Origin of the sequence: Kitasatospora sp. NBC_00458, assembly GCF_036013975.1 — a bacterium.
Taxonomy (GTDB): Bacteria; Actinomycetota; Actinomycetes; order Streptomycetales; family Streptomycetaceae; genus Kitasatospora.
In genome coordinates this window covers 3,981,382-3,994,942 of the sequence record NZ_CP107904.1, presented here as the reverse complement: position 1 = coordinate 3,994,942, position 13,561 = coordinate 3,981,382, and the positions used below count along the sequence as shown (strand labels likewise).

Annotated in this window: 14 protein-coding genes; 9 read left to right on the top strand and 5 right to left on the bottom strand. The window is 75.1% G+C overall.

The features are described from left to right. Positions 1 to 111: 111 nt before the first annotated feature. Positions 112 to 546 carry a hypothetical protein gene (locus OG550_RS16290; RefSeq protein ID WP_327678181.1) on the bottom strand — a complete coding sequence of 145 codons (435 nt, stop codon included), beginning with the start codon at positions 544 to 546 and terminating at the stop codon, positions 112 to 114. A gap of 246 nt (positions 547 to 792) precedes the next feature. Between OG550_RS16290 and proC the strand changes: the two genes are divergently transcribed. The 3 genes from proC (at position 793) to OG550_RS16275 (ending at position 3,718) form a co-directional block, all read left to right on the top strand. Further along, positions 793 to 1,620: a pyrroline-5-carboxylate reductase gene (gene proC / locus OG550_RS16285; protein ID WP_327678179.1), complete on the top strand. Its 828-nt coding sequence runs from the start codon at positions 793 to 795 to the stop codon at positions 1,618 to 1,620. A 31-nt stretch (positions 1,621 to 1,651) separates the two neighbouring features. Further along, entirely contained in the window at positions 1,652 to 2,302 is a 651-nt protein-coding gene (locus OG550_RS16280) for an HAD family hydrolase (protein ID WP_327678177.1), read from the top strand. A gap of 102 nt (positions 2,303 to 2,404) precedes the next feature. Further along, entirely contained in the window at positions 2,405 to 3,718 is a 1,314-nt protein-coding gene (locus OG550_RS16275; protein ID WP_327678175.1) for an MFS transporter, read from the top strand. A 42-nt stretch (positions 3,719 to 3,760) separates the two neighbouring features. Here OG550_RS16275 and OG550_RS16270 read toward each other — a convergent pair whose 3' ends face one another. After that, a complete protein-coding gene (locus OG550_RS16270; protein WP_327678174.1) occupies positions 3,761 to 4,249 on the bottom strand; it encodes a MarR family transcriptional regulator in 489 nt (162 codons plus the stop codon). A gap of 91 nt (positions 4,250 to 4,340) precedes the next feature. Here OG550_RS16270 and OG550_RS16265 point away from each other — a divergent pair, with 91 nt between their 5' ends. From OG550_RS16265 to OG550_RS16240, 6 genes are all read left to right on the top strand, one after another. After that, the gene (locus OG550_RS16265) at positions 4,341 to 4,739 is read left to right on the top strand and encodes an HGxxPAAW family protein (RefSeq protein WP_327678172.1); all 399 of its coding nucleotides are present in this window, start codon (positions 4,341 to 4,343) and stop codon (positions 4,737 to 4,739) included. Positions 4,740 to 4,808: 69 nt separating this feature from the next. Then, positions 4,809 to 6,005 carry an acetoin utilization protein AcuC gene (locus tag OG550_RS16260; RefSeq protein ID WP_327678171.1) on the top strand — a complete coding sequence of 399 codons (1,197 nt, stop codon included), beginning with the start codon at positions 4,809 to 4,811 and terminating at the stop codon, positions 6,003 to 6,005. Between the two features lie 275 nt (positions 6,006 to 6,280). Next, entirely contained in the window at positions 6,281 to 6,490 is a 210-nt protein-coding gene (locus tag OG550_RS16255; RefSeq protein ID WP_045937940.1) for a helix-turn-helix domain-containing protein, read from the top strand. 173 nt (positions 6,491 to 6,663) lie between these two features. Next, a complete protein-coding gene (locus OG550_RS16250) occupies positions 6,664 to 6,780 on the top strand; it encodes a 30S ribosomal protein bS22 (RefSeq protein WP_425311139.1) in 117 nt (38 codons plus the stop codon). 223 nt (positions 6,781 to 7,003) lie between these two features. Beyond that, positions 7,004 to 8,116, top strand: coding sequence for an NAD-dependent epimerase/dehydratase family protein (locus OG550_RS16245; protein ID WP_327678168.1), 1,113 nt, complete (start codon positions 7,004 to 7,006; stop codon positions 8,114 to 8,116). A 6-nt stretch (positions 8,117 to 8,122) separates the two neighbouring features. Continuing rightward, on the top strand, positions 8,123 to 9,136 hold the full coding sequence (locus OG550_RS16240; protein WP_327678166.1) for a lysophospholipid acyltransferase family protein: 1,014 nt from the start codon (positions 8,123 to 8,125) through the stop codon (positions 9,134 to 9,136). Between the two features lie 110 nt (positions 9,137 to 9,246). Here the strand turns inward: OG550_RS16240 and OG550_RS16235 are convergent, their stop codons facing one another. The 3 genes from OG550_RS16235 to OG550_RS16225 form a co-directional block, all read right to left on the bottom strand. Beyond that, positions 9,247 to 10,599, bottom strand: coding sequence for a DUF5667 domain-containing protein (locus OG550_RS16235; RefSeq protein WP_327678164.1), 1,353 nt, complete (start codon positions 10,597 to 10,599; stop codon positions 9,247 to 9,249). Positions 10,600 to 10,876: 277 nt separating this feature from the next. Continuing rightward, entirely contained in the window at positions 10,877 to 11,662 is a 786-nt protein-coding gene (locus OG550_RS16230) for an ECF subfamily RNA polymerase sigma factor, BldN family (protein WP_442906154.1), read from the bottom strand. A 718-nt stretch (positions 11,663 to 12,380) separates the two neighbouring features. Then, on the bottom strand, positions 12,381 to 13,430 hold the full coding sequence (locus OG550_RS16225) for an HAD family hydrolase (protein ID WP_327678162.1): 1,050 nt from the start codon (positions 13,428 to 13,430) through the stop codon (positions 12,381 to 12,383). Between the last annotated feature and the right edge of the window lie 131 nt (positions 13,431 to 13,561).

Sequence of the window (13,561 nt, the reverse complement as noted above, 5' to 3'; positions counted from 1 at the left end):
GGATGCGGGGGACCGGCCCGGACCACGGTGTCCCCGCCGGCCCGTCGCCCGGCCCGTCGCCCGGCCCGCCCCTCGCTCCGTCGCCCCCGGTCCGCCCGGGCCCGGCTCCGCTCAGCCCTTGCCGCGGGCCCGCTTCACCGAGCCGACCACGCCCGCGACGGCCAGCAGCAGGCCGGCCGGGAACAGCGAGACGAAGAACGCCTCGAACACGCCCGCGTCGCCGAGGAACAGCTGCGCCAGCGTGTTCAGCAGGAGCAGTCCGCCGGCCGCCGGGAGCGCAGATTGCCACGGGTGCTCGGCCGCCCACCGGGCCAGCCGCCGGTCGGTGGTGTCGCGGCGCAGCTGGCCGCCCACCGTGCCGACCAGGAAGAAGAAGAACAGACCCCAGCCGGCCGGATCGGCCAGCATGCTCAGCGACCAGTCCCCGGAGATCGCGTCGATCCCCAGAGCCGTCGCCCCCACCACCGCACCGACTCCCGCGGCGGTCCGCCACGGGCCCACCGTCGCCGCGGCGACGGCGACCTGCCGGTTTTCACGTCGGGACATCTCTCCGTGTGCCATACCTCCACGGTGCGCCCGCGCCCAGCCCCGGGCCATAGGGGAGAACCCGGAGTTTCGCCCTAGGGGGCCGGCCCGGTGGACCGGCCCGCGCCGGACCGCCGGTCCCTCCCGCGCCGCTCCCGCCCGGACCCCGGGCCGCACCCGGACGGGGCTTTCCGCAGGGTGGACGGTCCCGCCGCGGGCGTCCGCGCGGTGCGAGGATGGCCGCGGTACCGGAAGCAAGGAGTGACCATGGCCGGCAGTACGGAGCACGGACAGAAGATCGCCTTCCTCGGCACGGGCAAGATCGGCGAGGCGCTCCTCTCCGGCCTGCTGCGGGCCGGCAAGGACCCGGCGGACGTCCTGGTGACCGCCCGCCGACCGGAGCGGGCCGCCGAGCTGGCGGCCCGTCACGGGGTCGTGGTGGTGGGCAACGCCGAGGCCGCCAAGCTCGCGGACACCCTGATCCTGGCGGTGAAGCCGCAGGACATGGGGGCCCTGCTGGACGAACTGGCGCCGCACGTCGGTGCGGACCGGCTGGTGATCTCGGCCGCGGCCGGCATCCCGACCGCCTGGTTCGAGGCCCGGCTCGCGGCGGGCACCCCGGTGGTCCGGGTGATGCCGAACACGCCCGTCCTGGTGGACGAGGGGATGAGCGTCATCTCGGGCGGCTCGCACGCCACCGAGGCGCACCTGGAGCGCGCCGAGGAGATCTTCCGCTCGGTCGGCAAGGCGCTGCGGCTGCCGGAGTCCCAGCAGGACGCGGCGACCGCGCTCTCCGGCTCGGGCCCGGCCTACTTCTACTTCCTGGTCGAGGCGATGACCGATGCGGGCATCCTGCTCGGCCTGCCCCGGCAGGTGGCGCACGACCTGATCGTGCAGTCGGCGATCGGCGCCTCGGTCATGCTGCGTGACTCCGGCGAGCACCCGGTGAAGCTGCGCGAGGCGGTCACCTCGCCCGCCGGCACCACCATCGCGGCCATCCGCGAACTGGAGAACCACGGGGTGCGGGCGGCGCTGCTGGGTGCCCTGGAGGCGGCCCGGGACCGCTCCCGGGAGCTGGCCGGCGGCGGCAAGTAGCCGACGCGGGGTGCCCGGTAGGCTCGAACGCATGACCCGCGAACTGGTGATCTTCGACAACGACGGTGTCCTCGTGGACAGCGAGCCGCTCTCCAACCGGCTGTTGGCCGAGTACCTGACCGAACTCGGCTTCCCCACCACGATCGAGGACTCCTACCGGGACTTCATGGGCACCGCCGCGCACCGGGTGCACGACGTGATCGCCGAGCGGTACGACGGCGCACTGCTCCCGGAGGGCTTCGACGATCTGTTCCACGGCCGGGTGTTCGACGCCTTCGGCACCGAACTCGCCGCCGTGCGGGGCGCGGAGACGCTGCTGAAGGAGCTCCAGCAGCGCTCCGTGCCGTACTGCCTGGCCTCCTCCGCGCACCACGCGTGGATCCGGACCGCGCTGGACGTCACCGGCCTGCGCGGGTACTTCCCCGAGGAGCGGATCTTCAGCGCGCAGGACGTCGGCGTCGGCAAGCCCGCGCCCGACCTGTTCCTGCACGCCGCCCGCACCCTCGGCGTCGACCCGGCCGCCTGCCTGGTGCTGGAGGACAGCCCCAACGGCGTGCTGGCCGCCCGCGCGGCCGGCATGGACGTGTACGGCTACACCGCGCTCACCGACCCGGCGAAGCTGACCGCGGCCGGCGCCACCGGCCTGATCGCCGACCTGGCGGAGGTCCCCGACCTGCTCTGACGCCGCCGGTGCCCCGGAACCGCTGCACGACCCCTCCCGCGATCGCCCGTCACGGCCTACGCTCTCGCCACCACTGTCGTACCGGCCGGTAGCGAGGTTCATGTGCGTTCCGAGAGTGCCGTGATCACACCGCGGCTCCGGGCCGGCCGCGCCGCGCTCGCCGCGGGCTTCCTGCTCCAGGGCGTCACCTTCGCCCTGCTGGTCACCTGCATCCCGGAGCTCCAGGACCGGTACGGCCTGAGCGACGCGCTGCTGCCGGTGTTCCTGGCCGCGGTGCCGGTGCTGGCCGGGGTGGGCTCGATCGCCTCCGAGCGGCTGGTCCGGCGGACGGGTGCGCGGGCCGTGCTGAGGGTCGTCCAGCCGGCGGTGTGCGTCACCCTGGCCGCCGCGGGCGCGGGCGACGGGCTCTGGCAACTCGCGCTCGCGCTGGGCGCCTTCGGTCTGCTGGTCGGCGCGCTGGACGCGAGCATGAACATGCTCGGGGTCGGCCTCCAGCACCGGTACGGCCGCTCGGTCATGCTCGGCTTCCACGCGGCCTTCAGCCTGGGGGGCATCCTCGGCGCCGCCGCCGCCGGCCTCGGCGCGCACGTCGGCCTCGGCCTGCCGGTGCTGTTCGGCACGGCGGCCGGGGTGGTCGCCCCGCTCGCCGTGCTGGCCGGCAGCCGCCTCGCCGGGCCGGCCGAGCTCGGCGACGCCGTCCGCGAGGCCGCCGAGGCCGCCGCCCGTGCCGTCCCGTGGCGCCCGCTGCTGCCGCTCTGCCTGGCGATGGCCTTCGCGTACATCGCCGACGCCTCGGTCTCCAACTACAGCGTCAAGTACCTGACCGACGGCCTGGGAAGTCCGGAGGACGTCGCCAAACTCTCCTACCTCGGCTACATGGTCGCGATGCTGCTCGGCCGGGCGCTGGGGGACCGCGCGGTGCAGCGCTGGGGCGCCGTGCCGGTGGTCCGGTCCGGTGCCGCGCTGGCCGCGCTCGGTTTCGCGCTGGCCGCCGCCGCGCCCGGGGCCTGGGCCGGGATCGCCGGGTTCACCGTGCTCGGCCTGGGGATCTGCGCGATCATCCCGCAGGTCTTCGCGGCCGGCGGGCGGCTCTTCCCGGCCGACTCGGACGCCGCGGTGGCGCGCCTCAACCTCTTCAACTACGTGGGTTTCCTGGTCGGTTCGCCGCTGGTCGGCGCACTGGCGGACGCGAGCTCGTACCGCTGGGCGCTGCTCGCGCCGATGCTCCTGGTGCTCGCCGTGCTGCCGCTCGCCGACCGCTTCGCGCCGCTTCCGGCCGCCCTGTTCCCGGCTGCCCCGGCTCCGGCTCCGGCTCCGGCCTCCGCCCCGGTGGTCCCGGCCGGGGTGCCGGACCAGGGACCGCCCCGCGACGGGTCCCCGAGCGGTCCCGGGGACCCGTCCCCGGGCACCGCCTGACCGCACCCGGGGCACGTCCGGGGTCCGAGGACCAGTGCGGGCCTAGTGCGGGCCGTCCCCGCGGATCTCGTCGAGGGACTCCAGCAGCAGCCCCTTGGCGCGGGTGAACCAGTCGGTGAGCACCGCGACCTCGTCGGGGGTGTAGTCGGCGAAGAGCCGGTTGATCCGCTCGTAGAACGGGCTGTACGCCTCCAGGATCCGGGCCTGGGCGGTGCTCTCCAGCACCACGCGGACCCGCCGGCGGTCGCCCGGGTCGGCCTCGCGGCGGGCGTACCCGGCCTTCTCCAGCCGGTTGAGCACGCCGGTCACCGCGCCGGTGGTCAGCTGCGCCCGTTCGGCGAGGTCGCCGGCGGCCAGCGGCTCGCCGGCCAGCGCGGCCTCCATCACGAAGCCGAGACAGGTGAGGTCGGTGACGTTGAGCCCGAGCCGCGACGCGATGTCCTGCTGGCCGAACTGCGCGAGCGCGATCATCCGGTCCATCGCGTAGAGCGCCTGCGCGGCCGTCGCCTGTGGGCGCGGCTTGCCCTCCAAAGGGTATCTCCTTAGTATCTAAGTTACTTAGCTCGTGAGATAAAACGTCCGAGCGGATGCGGAACGCACCCATCACACCAAACGAGGAGACATGGGCGCACACGGAGATCACGACATGGGCCACACCGTGGCCGGCTGGACCGGGACGGCGATCGCCGTCCTCGGCTCCGCCGTCGCGGGCGTGGCGTTCGCCGCGGGATCGGCGCCGGGCCTCTGGGCCGGCGGCGCGCTGACCGGGCTCGGGGCGGTCGCCGCCTGGCTGCTCCACCTCGCCGGCCGGGGCAAGGCCACCGGCCCGCGCCCGCCCGGCCGCCGGCACTGGCGCACCCCCGACCCCGCCGCCCGCCGGGGCCACCCCGACTGCCTCGGCTGCCGCCTGGCCGGCCGCCGCCCCGCCCGGACCGCCGCCCCGGGGGCCGTGCCCGCCCCGGGCCGCCCCGTGCCCGCCCCGGGCCCCGCCCCGACGGCTCCCGGGCGTCCCCGCGTCTGACGTTCGTACCCCCGGCGTTCAACGACCCGTTGCCCGGTCGGACCGGCCCCACCCGCTACGGTGGAGGCCATGCCCGAAGCCGAGCGCGACACCCCCTGCGGCCTGCACCTCTTCTGGGACGAAGCGGTCACCGCCTACGACTTCGGCCCCGGCCACCCGATGGACCCGGAGCGGCTCGCGCTCACCATGCGCCTGGTCGAGTCCCTCGGCCTCGACCGCGGCCCGGGCGTCACCGTCCGCTCCGCACCGCCCGCGGGCGAGTCCACCCTCCGGCTGGTGCACACCGCCGACTACGTCGCGGCGGTCAAGCACGCCGCCGCCCACCCGGAGGAGCAGGACCCCCGGCACGGCCTCGGCACCGACGACAACTGGGCCTTCCCCGCCGTCCACTCCGCCTCCGCGCTGATCGCCGGTCAGTCGGTCGCCGCCGCCGAGGCCGTCTGGCGCGGCGAGACCCCGCACGCCGTCAACTTCGCCGGCGGACTGCACCACGCCATGCCCGGCAGGGCCTCCGGCTTCTGCATCTACAACGACCCGGCCCTCGCCATCGCCCGGCTGCTCGAACTCGGCGCCGAACGGGTCGCCTACGTCGACGTCGACGTCCACCACGGGGACGGGGTCCAGGAGGCGTTCTGGGACGACCCCCGGGTGCTCACCGTCTCGCTGCACGAGCACCCCGCCACGCTCTTCCCGCAGACCGGCTGGGCCACCGAGACCGGCGGCCCCGGCGCCCCCGGCTCCGCCGCCAACCTCCCGCTCCCGGCCGGCACCGGCGACTCCGGCTGGCTGCGCGCCTTCCACGCCCTGGTGCCCGAGCTGCTCGCCGCGTTCCGCCCGCAGGTCCTCGTCAGCCAGCACGGCGCCGACACCCACCTGGAGGACCCGCTCGCCCACCTCGCGGTCACCGTGGACGCGCAGCGGACGATCGCCGAGGAACTGCACGCGCTGGCCCACGAGCACGCCGACGGCCGCTGGGTCGCCCTCGGCGGGGGCGGCTACGCGGTCGTCGACGTCGTACCGCGGACCTGGACCCACTTGGTCGCCACCGCCGCCGGCCGTCCCGTCGACCCGGCCACCGAGACCCCGGAGTCCTGGCGCGCGGAGGTTTACCGCCGCACCCGCCGTCCGGCCCCGCTGCGGATGACCGACGGGGCGCGCCCGGTCTGGCGCGACTTCGACTCGGGATACGATCCGGCCGACCGCCTCGACCAGGCGATCCTGGCCGCCCGCAGGGCCGTTCTGCCGCACCACGGGCTGCTGCCCTGACCTGCGGCGTCGCCGCCGCCGGCGGCCGCAGGCGCTGAACGGCCGCTCCCGGTTGTGAAGGCCCGGTGCCGGACCGGGGCCGTGCGCACGACCGCTGGTGCAGACCGCCGATCGGCTACGTACTGCAACAGGCTTATCCCTCACCGTACGAGGACTGCGCTTCCCCCTCTTCCCACTGGTACCACCCATAACTACTCTGGGGATACACGTGTGCCGGTGGAGTCACCGGAGGGGAAGCCGGTGCCTTGCACACGGGTAAGGGTCGGGTGATGGTCATGAGTTCCGGCGAACGCCCCTTGCAGGACGTCGTCTTCCTGACCGTGGCCGAGGTGGCCGCGGTCATGCGGGTCTCCAAGATGACGGTCTACCGGTTGGTGCACAGCGGCGAGCTGCCGGCCATCCGGGTCGGCCGCTCGTTCCGGGTGCCCCAGCAGGCAGTGCACGAGTACCTCAAGGAGTCCTACGTGCGGCTTGAGAGCGCGTAGGGCGCAGGCCGGCGGAGCGGGGTCCACAGCCGGTGGGCCCCGCGCCCGTTCGCCTCGGATTTCCCTCGGGTTCGCCTGTCCCGGGGAGCACGATTACGGCCCTGGGCCAGTGGACGGTAGGCTAGGCCGTCCGTCAGTCGTTTGGACTCCGTCTCTCACGGGCGAGAGTCTCAGTGAGCGAGGGTTGTTCCGTGGGCTCTGTCATCAAGAAGCGTCGCAAGCGTATGGCCAAGAAGAAGCACCGCAAGCTTCTGAAGCGCACGCGTGTTCAGCGTCGCAACAAGAAGTAACGCCTGAGCTTGTGAGCTTCCCCGCCTCGGCGGGGGTGACCCCAGGGTCCAGCGACGCAACGAGAAACACCCCCGCCTCGGCGGGGTTCAGGCGTTCCACCGCCCGTCCAGGCCCTCGCGGCCTGGGCGGGCGGTGTCGTTTCACGGCCCGCCACGGCGGCGCGGTACGGTGCACGCAGGTCGCCCGGACCGAGGAACGGGCGGGGAGAAGGGGTGCAGCGCTGTGGGAACGGTCGTGCTCGTCACCGGCGTGGCCCGGCACCTGGGCGCCCGTTTCGCGGCCGAGCTGCGCCGCCGGCCCGGGGTGGACCTGGTGGTCGGCGTGGACGTCGAGCCGCCGCGTCCGCCGCTGCGCGCGCTCGCGGAGCCGGACGGGCCCGCCGCACCGTACCGCTTCCACCAGCTCGACCTGCGCCGTCCGGCGGTGGCCCGGGTGATCGCCGAGCACGGCGTCGACACGGTCGTCCACCTCGCGGTCAGCGCGACCGGACTGGGCTCCACCAACCGCTCGTCGGTCAAGGAGTCCAACGTGATCGGCACCATGCAGCTGCTCGGTGCCTGCCAGAAGGCCGCGGACCTCCGCCGGCTGGTGGTGAAGTCGACGACCGGCGTCTACGGGTCGGCGCCGCGCGACCCGGCGGTGTTCACCGAGCGGACCCAGCCCAGGAACCTGCCGGGCGGGGGCTTCGCCAAGGACGCGGTCGAGGTCGAGGGCTACGTCCGGGGCTTCGCCCGGCGCCGTCCGGACGTCGCGGTGACGGTGCTGCGGTTCGCCAACATCGTCGGCCCGGACGCCGACACCCCGCTGAGCGAGTACTTCGGGCTGCCGGTGCTGCCCACCGTCCTCGGCTACGACCCCCGGCTGCAGTTCGTGCACGAGGACGACGTCGTCGAGGTGCTCTGCCGGTCCGCGTTCGCCGCCGGGCCGGGCACCGCCAACACCGGTACCTTCAACGTGGCGGGGGAGGGCGTGCTGCTGCTCTCCCAGTGCGCCCGCCGGCTGGGCCGGCCGACCCTGCCGCTGCTGCTGCCCGCGATCAGCTGGTTCGCCGGGCTGGCCCGGCAGACCCGGCTGGTGGACGTCTCGCCGGAGCAGCTGCGGCTGCTCACCCACGGCCGGGTGGTGGACACCGCACGGCTGCGGGAGACCTTCGGCTACCGCCCGGCGTTCACCACCCCGGAGGCGTTCGCCGACTTCGCCGCCGCGCAGTCGCCCGGCCTGCTGCCGCCCGGGCGGCTGACCGCCCTCACCGACGGCGTGGCCGCGCTGCTCGGCCCCGAGCGCCCGGGGGCCGCCCCGGACGGTCCCGCCCGCCCGCACCGACCCAGGAGCTGAACCCGCATGAGTGCCGCCGCCGAGAACGCGCCGGGTGGGGCGAAGGTCATCCCGATCGAGTCCGCGCCCAGCTGGACCGAGCCGCCGCCCGCCGGGCCCGGCCTGGCCGACCGGGTCGCCGACACCGTCGGCGGGGCGCTGGCGGGGCGGCTCGGCCCGGCCGCCACCCGGCTGTTCGGCAAGGGCTGGGAGGCCCGGGCCGCCGACGGCCTCGCCTTCCTGCGGCGCCGGATCACCGGCGACTACGAGGTGGACGAGTTCGGCTTCGACCGTGAGCTGACCGAGGAGGTGCTGCTCGCGCTGCTCCGGCCGCTGGCCGAGAAGTACTTCCGGGTCGAGGTCCGCGGCGTCGAGAACATCCCGGCCGAGGGCGGCGCGCTGATCGTCGCGAACCACTCCGGGACGATCCCGCTGGACGCCCTGATGACCCAGGTCGCCGTGCACGACCACCACCCGCACCACCGGCACCTGCGGATGCTGGCCGCCGACCTGGTGTTCGTGCTGCCCGGCGTCAACGAGGTGGCCCGCAAGGCCGGGCACACGCTGGCCTGCAACGAGGACGCCCAGGCGCTGCTGGAGCGCGGCGAGCTGGTCGGGGTCTGGCCGGAGGGCTTCAAGGGGGTCGGCAAGCCGTTCTCCGAGCGGTACAAGCTGCAGCGGTTCGGCCGCGGCGGCTTCGTCTCGTCCGCGCTGCGGGCGCAGGTGCCGATCGTCCCGTGCTCGATCGTCGGGGCCGAGGAGACCTACCCGATGATCGGCAACCTCCGGACGCTGGCCCGGCTGCTGGGCCTGCCGTACGTGCCGATCACGCCGACCTTCCCGTGGCTCGGGCCGCTGGGCGCGGTGCCGCTGCCGACCAAGTGGATCATCCAGTTCGGCGAGCCGATCGCGACCGACCGGCACCCGGCCGAGGCGGCGGACGACCCGATGCTGGTCTTCGACCTGGCCGACGAGGTCCGGGAGACCATCCAGCACACCCTCTACCAGTTGCTGGTGCAGCGGCGTTCGGTCTTCTTCTGAGCGGTGCCCCCCGGGGAGCCGCTCCCCGGCGAGGGGTGCCCGCACGGAGGGGCCCCGGTGGACGACGCGTCCACCGGGGCCCCTCCGCGTCACCGCTGCTCGGCCGCCGCTCAGCCGCCGAGGATCCGCAGACCGGGCAGCAGGCCCGGGATCAGCGGAGGCACCTCGACGCCCTGCTGCGGGGCGCCGTCGGCCGACGGGCTGGGCGTGGCGGACGGCTGCGCGGGCGCCTGGTCCGGCGCCGGGTCGGCGCTGGGCGAGGGCTTGGCACCGGTGAGCCCGCTGGTGAGGTTGTCCACCAGGCCGCCGACCGGGGCCGGGACGACGTTGCCGGGCGCACCGCTCGGCAGGATGTCGACCGGGGCACCGGGAGCCGCCGGGGGAGCCGGGACGGTCGCCCCGACGGACGGGGCCCGCTCGGTGGTGCCGGGCCGGCCGCTGCCGGCCGTGCTGCCCGCCTGCCCCGATCCGGCGGAGCCGCCGTTCGCGGGGGAGGAGCCGGGTGCGGGCTCGCCGCCGGTGGCCGTGGTGCCGGCGGGGGCCCCGGCACCGCCGCCGGACGGAGCCTGCGTGCCGCCGCCCGCCCCGCCGCCGGCCGGTGCACCGCTGTCCGCGGGCGGTCCGGCCAGACGCAGGGGCGCGACGTCCTCGCTTATGTCGTCGAAGAGCTGCTCCACCAGGTGGGCCTGCGGGGTGAGCTGGACGGGCAGCTTGGACTGGACCTCGGCCCAGGCGCCGTCCTCGCCCTCGGCGAAGCCGGCCAGGGTGCGCATCGGGTCGAGCGAGCCGTTGTTGCGGTAGACGGCGCGCAGCAGGTCGCGGCCCCGGAGGGCGTCGGCGTGCATGTCGTCGAGCGCCTTGCGGACCTGGTCGACCGTGCCCGGGCTGAGCGCGCCGCTGTCGCCCGTCCGGCCGATCAGGGACCGCGCCTCGCCGAGCCGGGTGGCCGCGTTGTCCAGCAGCAGTTCGCCGCGCTCCGTGTCGGAGTCCGCGAGGTTGAGCCGGAGCCCCTCCAGACCGCGCTTCATCCCGTACAGCGGATCGCCGGGCAGCGCGTTGCCGCTGGCGGCCGCGGCGCCGGCGAAGCTCCCCACGGCGAGCCCGGCGACCAGTCCGCCGATCGCGAACCGGCGGCTCCAGCGGCCGCGCGGTGCGGTCCTGATCGCCCGGTGGCGGCGCTGCCGGGGCACCGTGGCGCCCGGTCCGCCGGCGAAGGCCTGCTCGAACGCGGCCATCAGCCGGGCGCGTTGGACGGTCCGGACCTCGCGGTCCAGCTCCGGGCCGGGCAGCGCGCCGAGCGCGCCGACCATGTCGATGAGCCCGGCCATCGCGGCCGATCCGGCGCTGCCGGCAGCGGTGCCGGCCGGTTCCCCGCCGTCGGCACCGAGTTGCTCCGCCTGGTGGGCCTCCAGCGCCTCGGCGAAGGCCTTCGCCCGCCGGTGCTCAAGCACGTTTGCCGTCACGGGCCACACCTCCCTTCGTCGTTGTCGACACCCCGGCCTGCCGGACGGTTGCCCCGGCAAGCCAAAGCCACTCCATCGGGTGAGAGGTCGCAATTCGACTTGACCGTACGCCTGGTGGAGGCTTGCACGCTGGCCAACGAGCGGTGCGGGCGGTCGGTTACGCACGGCTGATCATCGGACCGACCGTTCACCCGGACGTGTCGGGCCGTCGCCGGGGATGACGGCCCGCCGGATATCTCCCCCGCAGCCCCGGGACCGCCGCCGGTCCTCTCCCCGCTCACCGCGCGTCGGGCGGGAGCAGGCGGGCCAGGGTCCGTACCGCGCGGTACTGGAGGGTTTTGATGGCGCCCTCGTTCTTGCCCATGATGCGGGCCGTCTCGGCGACCGAGAGCCCCTGCAGGAAGCGGAGGGTGACGCACTCCTGCTGCTGCGGGTTGAGCCGCCGGACGGCCTCCAGCAGGGCGGCGTTGGAGAGCGACTCCAGCACCGAGTCCTCAGGGCTGCGCTCGCACTCGTTGGAGTCGAGCATCTCGCCGGTGGTGACCTCCAGCCGGAAGCGGCTGGACTTGAAGTGGTCGGCGACCAGGTTGCGGGCGATGGTCACCAGCCAGGCGCCGAAGTCCCGCCCCTGCCAGGTGAAGGTGCCGATCCGGCGCAGCGCGCGCAGGAACGTCTCGCTGGTGAGGTCCTCGGCGGTGGCCCGGCTGCCGACCCGGTAGTAGATGTAGCGGTAGACCGTGTCCGAGTAGTGGTCGTAGAGGCGGCCGAAGGCCTCGCTCTCGCCGGCCTGGGCCCGTTCGACCAGCTCCATGATCGGGTTGTGCTCGGTCTCGTAGCCGGGGCCGGTGGTGGTGCGGGCCCGGCTGCGGCCGCCGGTTCCGGTGGCCCCGGTCCGTCCGCGCGAGCCGGTGCCGGTCGAGCCGGCCGCGGTGGTGCGCAGCAGCGGGCCGCCGACGGGCTGTGGCTGGCCGGGGCCGAACGAGGCTCCGGCGGGCACCAGTTGGGGCGAGGCGGCGAGCTGGCTGCGGAGCAGGCTGCGCAGCAGCTCCAGGCCGGTGGAGATCTGCCGGGGCGGGACCGGGCGGCCGCGGAGGCTGGTGCGGGAGCGCAGGGGCGCGGACGACGGGCGGGAGGGTGCAGGCGCGTCGTTCCGGACGGGTGGGTACACGGGACTCCCAGAGGCAGAACTGTGGACGGATCACCTCCGCCTGCGCGGAGAGCACGGCCGCACCACCCGGTCGTGCTGGGGCGGGTGGGTGACGCGCATCCAGGAGAGAATAACGCTTTGTGCAATGACAGCTACACCGTGTGGTCGAAGTGGTCGTTTGGGATCCGCATCGGACACATATACGGCCGACACTGACCGAACGTGTCATCGATCATCCGGCCCAACGTGACCGAACAAGTGCACCGGGTGACCAATTCGACGGCCCGGCGGGCGGTTTCCCTGTCTTGGGTGCGGATAACCCCTGACTTTCCCCGTCTGACGAACGATCAGAACCAGTCACCCGGTGTCGGGTTCGGTCGTGGCCTGCGAATCGGCCTGCGGCGCGCCGGAGTTAGCCCGTACGGGCGGCCTGGTCAGCGCGCGAATTGACCGGGCTCACCCCGCCGGGGGGCGAACGGGTCGGCCCCGGATCCGGGCACCGGCCCGGGCGGGTCCGTCGCCGCCGGGTCCCCGGCGGCGTGCGGGGATCGGTGGCGTTCGGCCCCGGCGCCGCTCGGGGCCGGGCGCCGGGGCGGGGCTTCACACCGGGGCGGGGCTTCGCGTCGGAGCGGGGTCAGGCCCGGTGCCGGCGGTACAGGGTCACCCCGGCCGCCGCCGCGCCGCCCGCCACCCCGAGCGCGGCCGCCGCGGGCAGGCCCACCCGGGCCGCCTTCCGGCCGGTCCGGAAGTCCCGGACCCGCCACCCCTGGGAGCGGGCGTGCCGCCGCAGCGCGCCGTCCGGGTTCACCACGTACGGGTGGCCGACCAGCGAGAGCATCGGGATGTCGTTGGCCGAGTCGCTGTACGCGGCGCAGCGGTCCAGGTCGAGCCGCTCCCGGCGGGCCAGCGAGCGGACCGCCGCCGCCTTGGCCGGACCGTGCAGCAGCTCGCCGACCAGCCGGCCCGTGTACGCGCCGTCCCGTGCCTCGGCGACGGTGCCCAGCGCACCGGTCATGCCGAGCCGGGCGGCGATGATCCGGGCCACCTCCACCGGGGCGGCGGTGGCCAGCCAGACCCGCTGTCCGGCGTCCAGGTGCATCTGGACCAGCGCGCGGGTGCCGGGCCAGACCTTGTCGGCGATGACCTCGTCGAAGACCTCCTCGCAGAGGGCCTCCAGGTCGGCGGTCCGCTTGCCGGCCACCAGGCCGAGCGCGGTGTGCTGGGCGTCCGCCATGTGGTCCGGGTCCTCGGTGCCGTGCATGCGGAACCAGGCCTGCTGCCAGGCGAACCGGGCGATGTCGCGGCGGGTGAGGAACCCGCGGCGGTAGAGCCCGACGCCGAGGTAGAAGATGGCGGCGCCGCGCAGGATGGTGTTGTCGCAGTCGAAGAAGGCGGCGGCGCGCGGGTCGTCCGGCTCGGGGGTGTGGTTCTCGGCGGGGGCCTTCGGGGCCCTGCCGCGTCTGGCGGGCTGTCCGGTGTCCTCGTCGGGGCCCTCCCCGGCCGCTTCCCCGGCGGTTCCGGCGGGTGCTCCGGGGGTGGTTCCGGCGGCCGGTTCCAGGGTGGCGGGCGGCTCCGGCGCGGCGCGCAGGGCGGCCTCCGCCGCCTCGGCCGCGGCCTCGCCCGCCAGGGCGATCCGCGCGGTGGTGGGTCGCCTTGTCTGGAGGAGCCTTCGGAGCACGGCCATGCCACCGAGCATAGCCAGCGGGTCGCGGAGCGGCCGTGACGGCGGCGTGCCGGGCCGGTGAACAGCCGCGCCCGTCCGCGCCCGTCCGCGCCCGCCCGCCCGTCCGCGCCCCCGCCGCGCGGCAGGCCCGC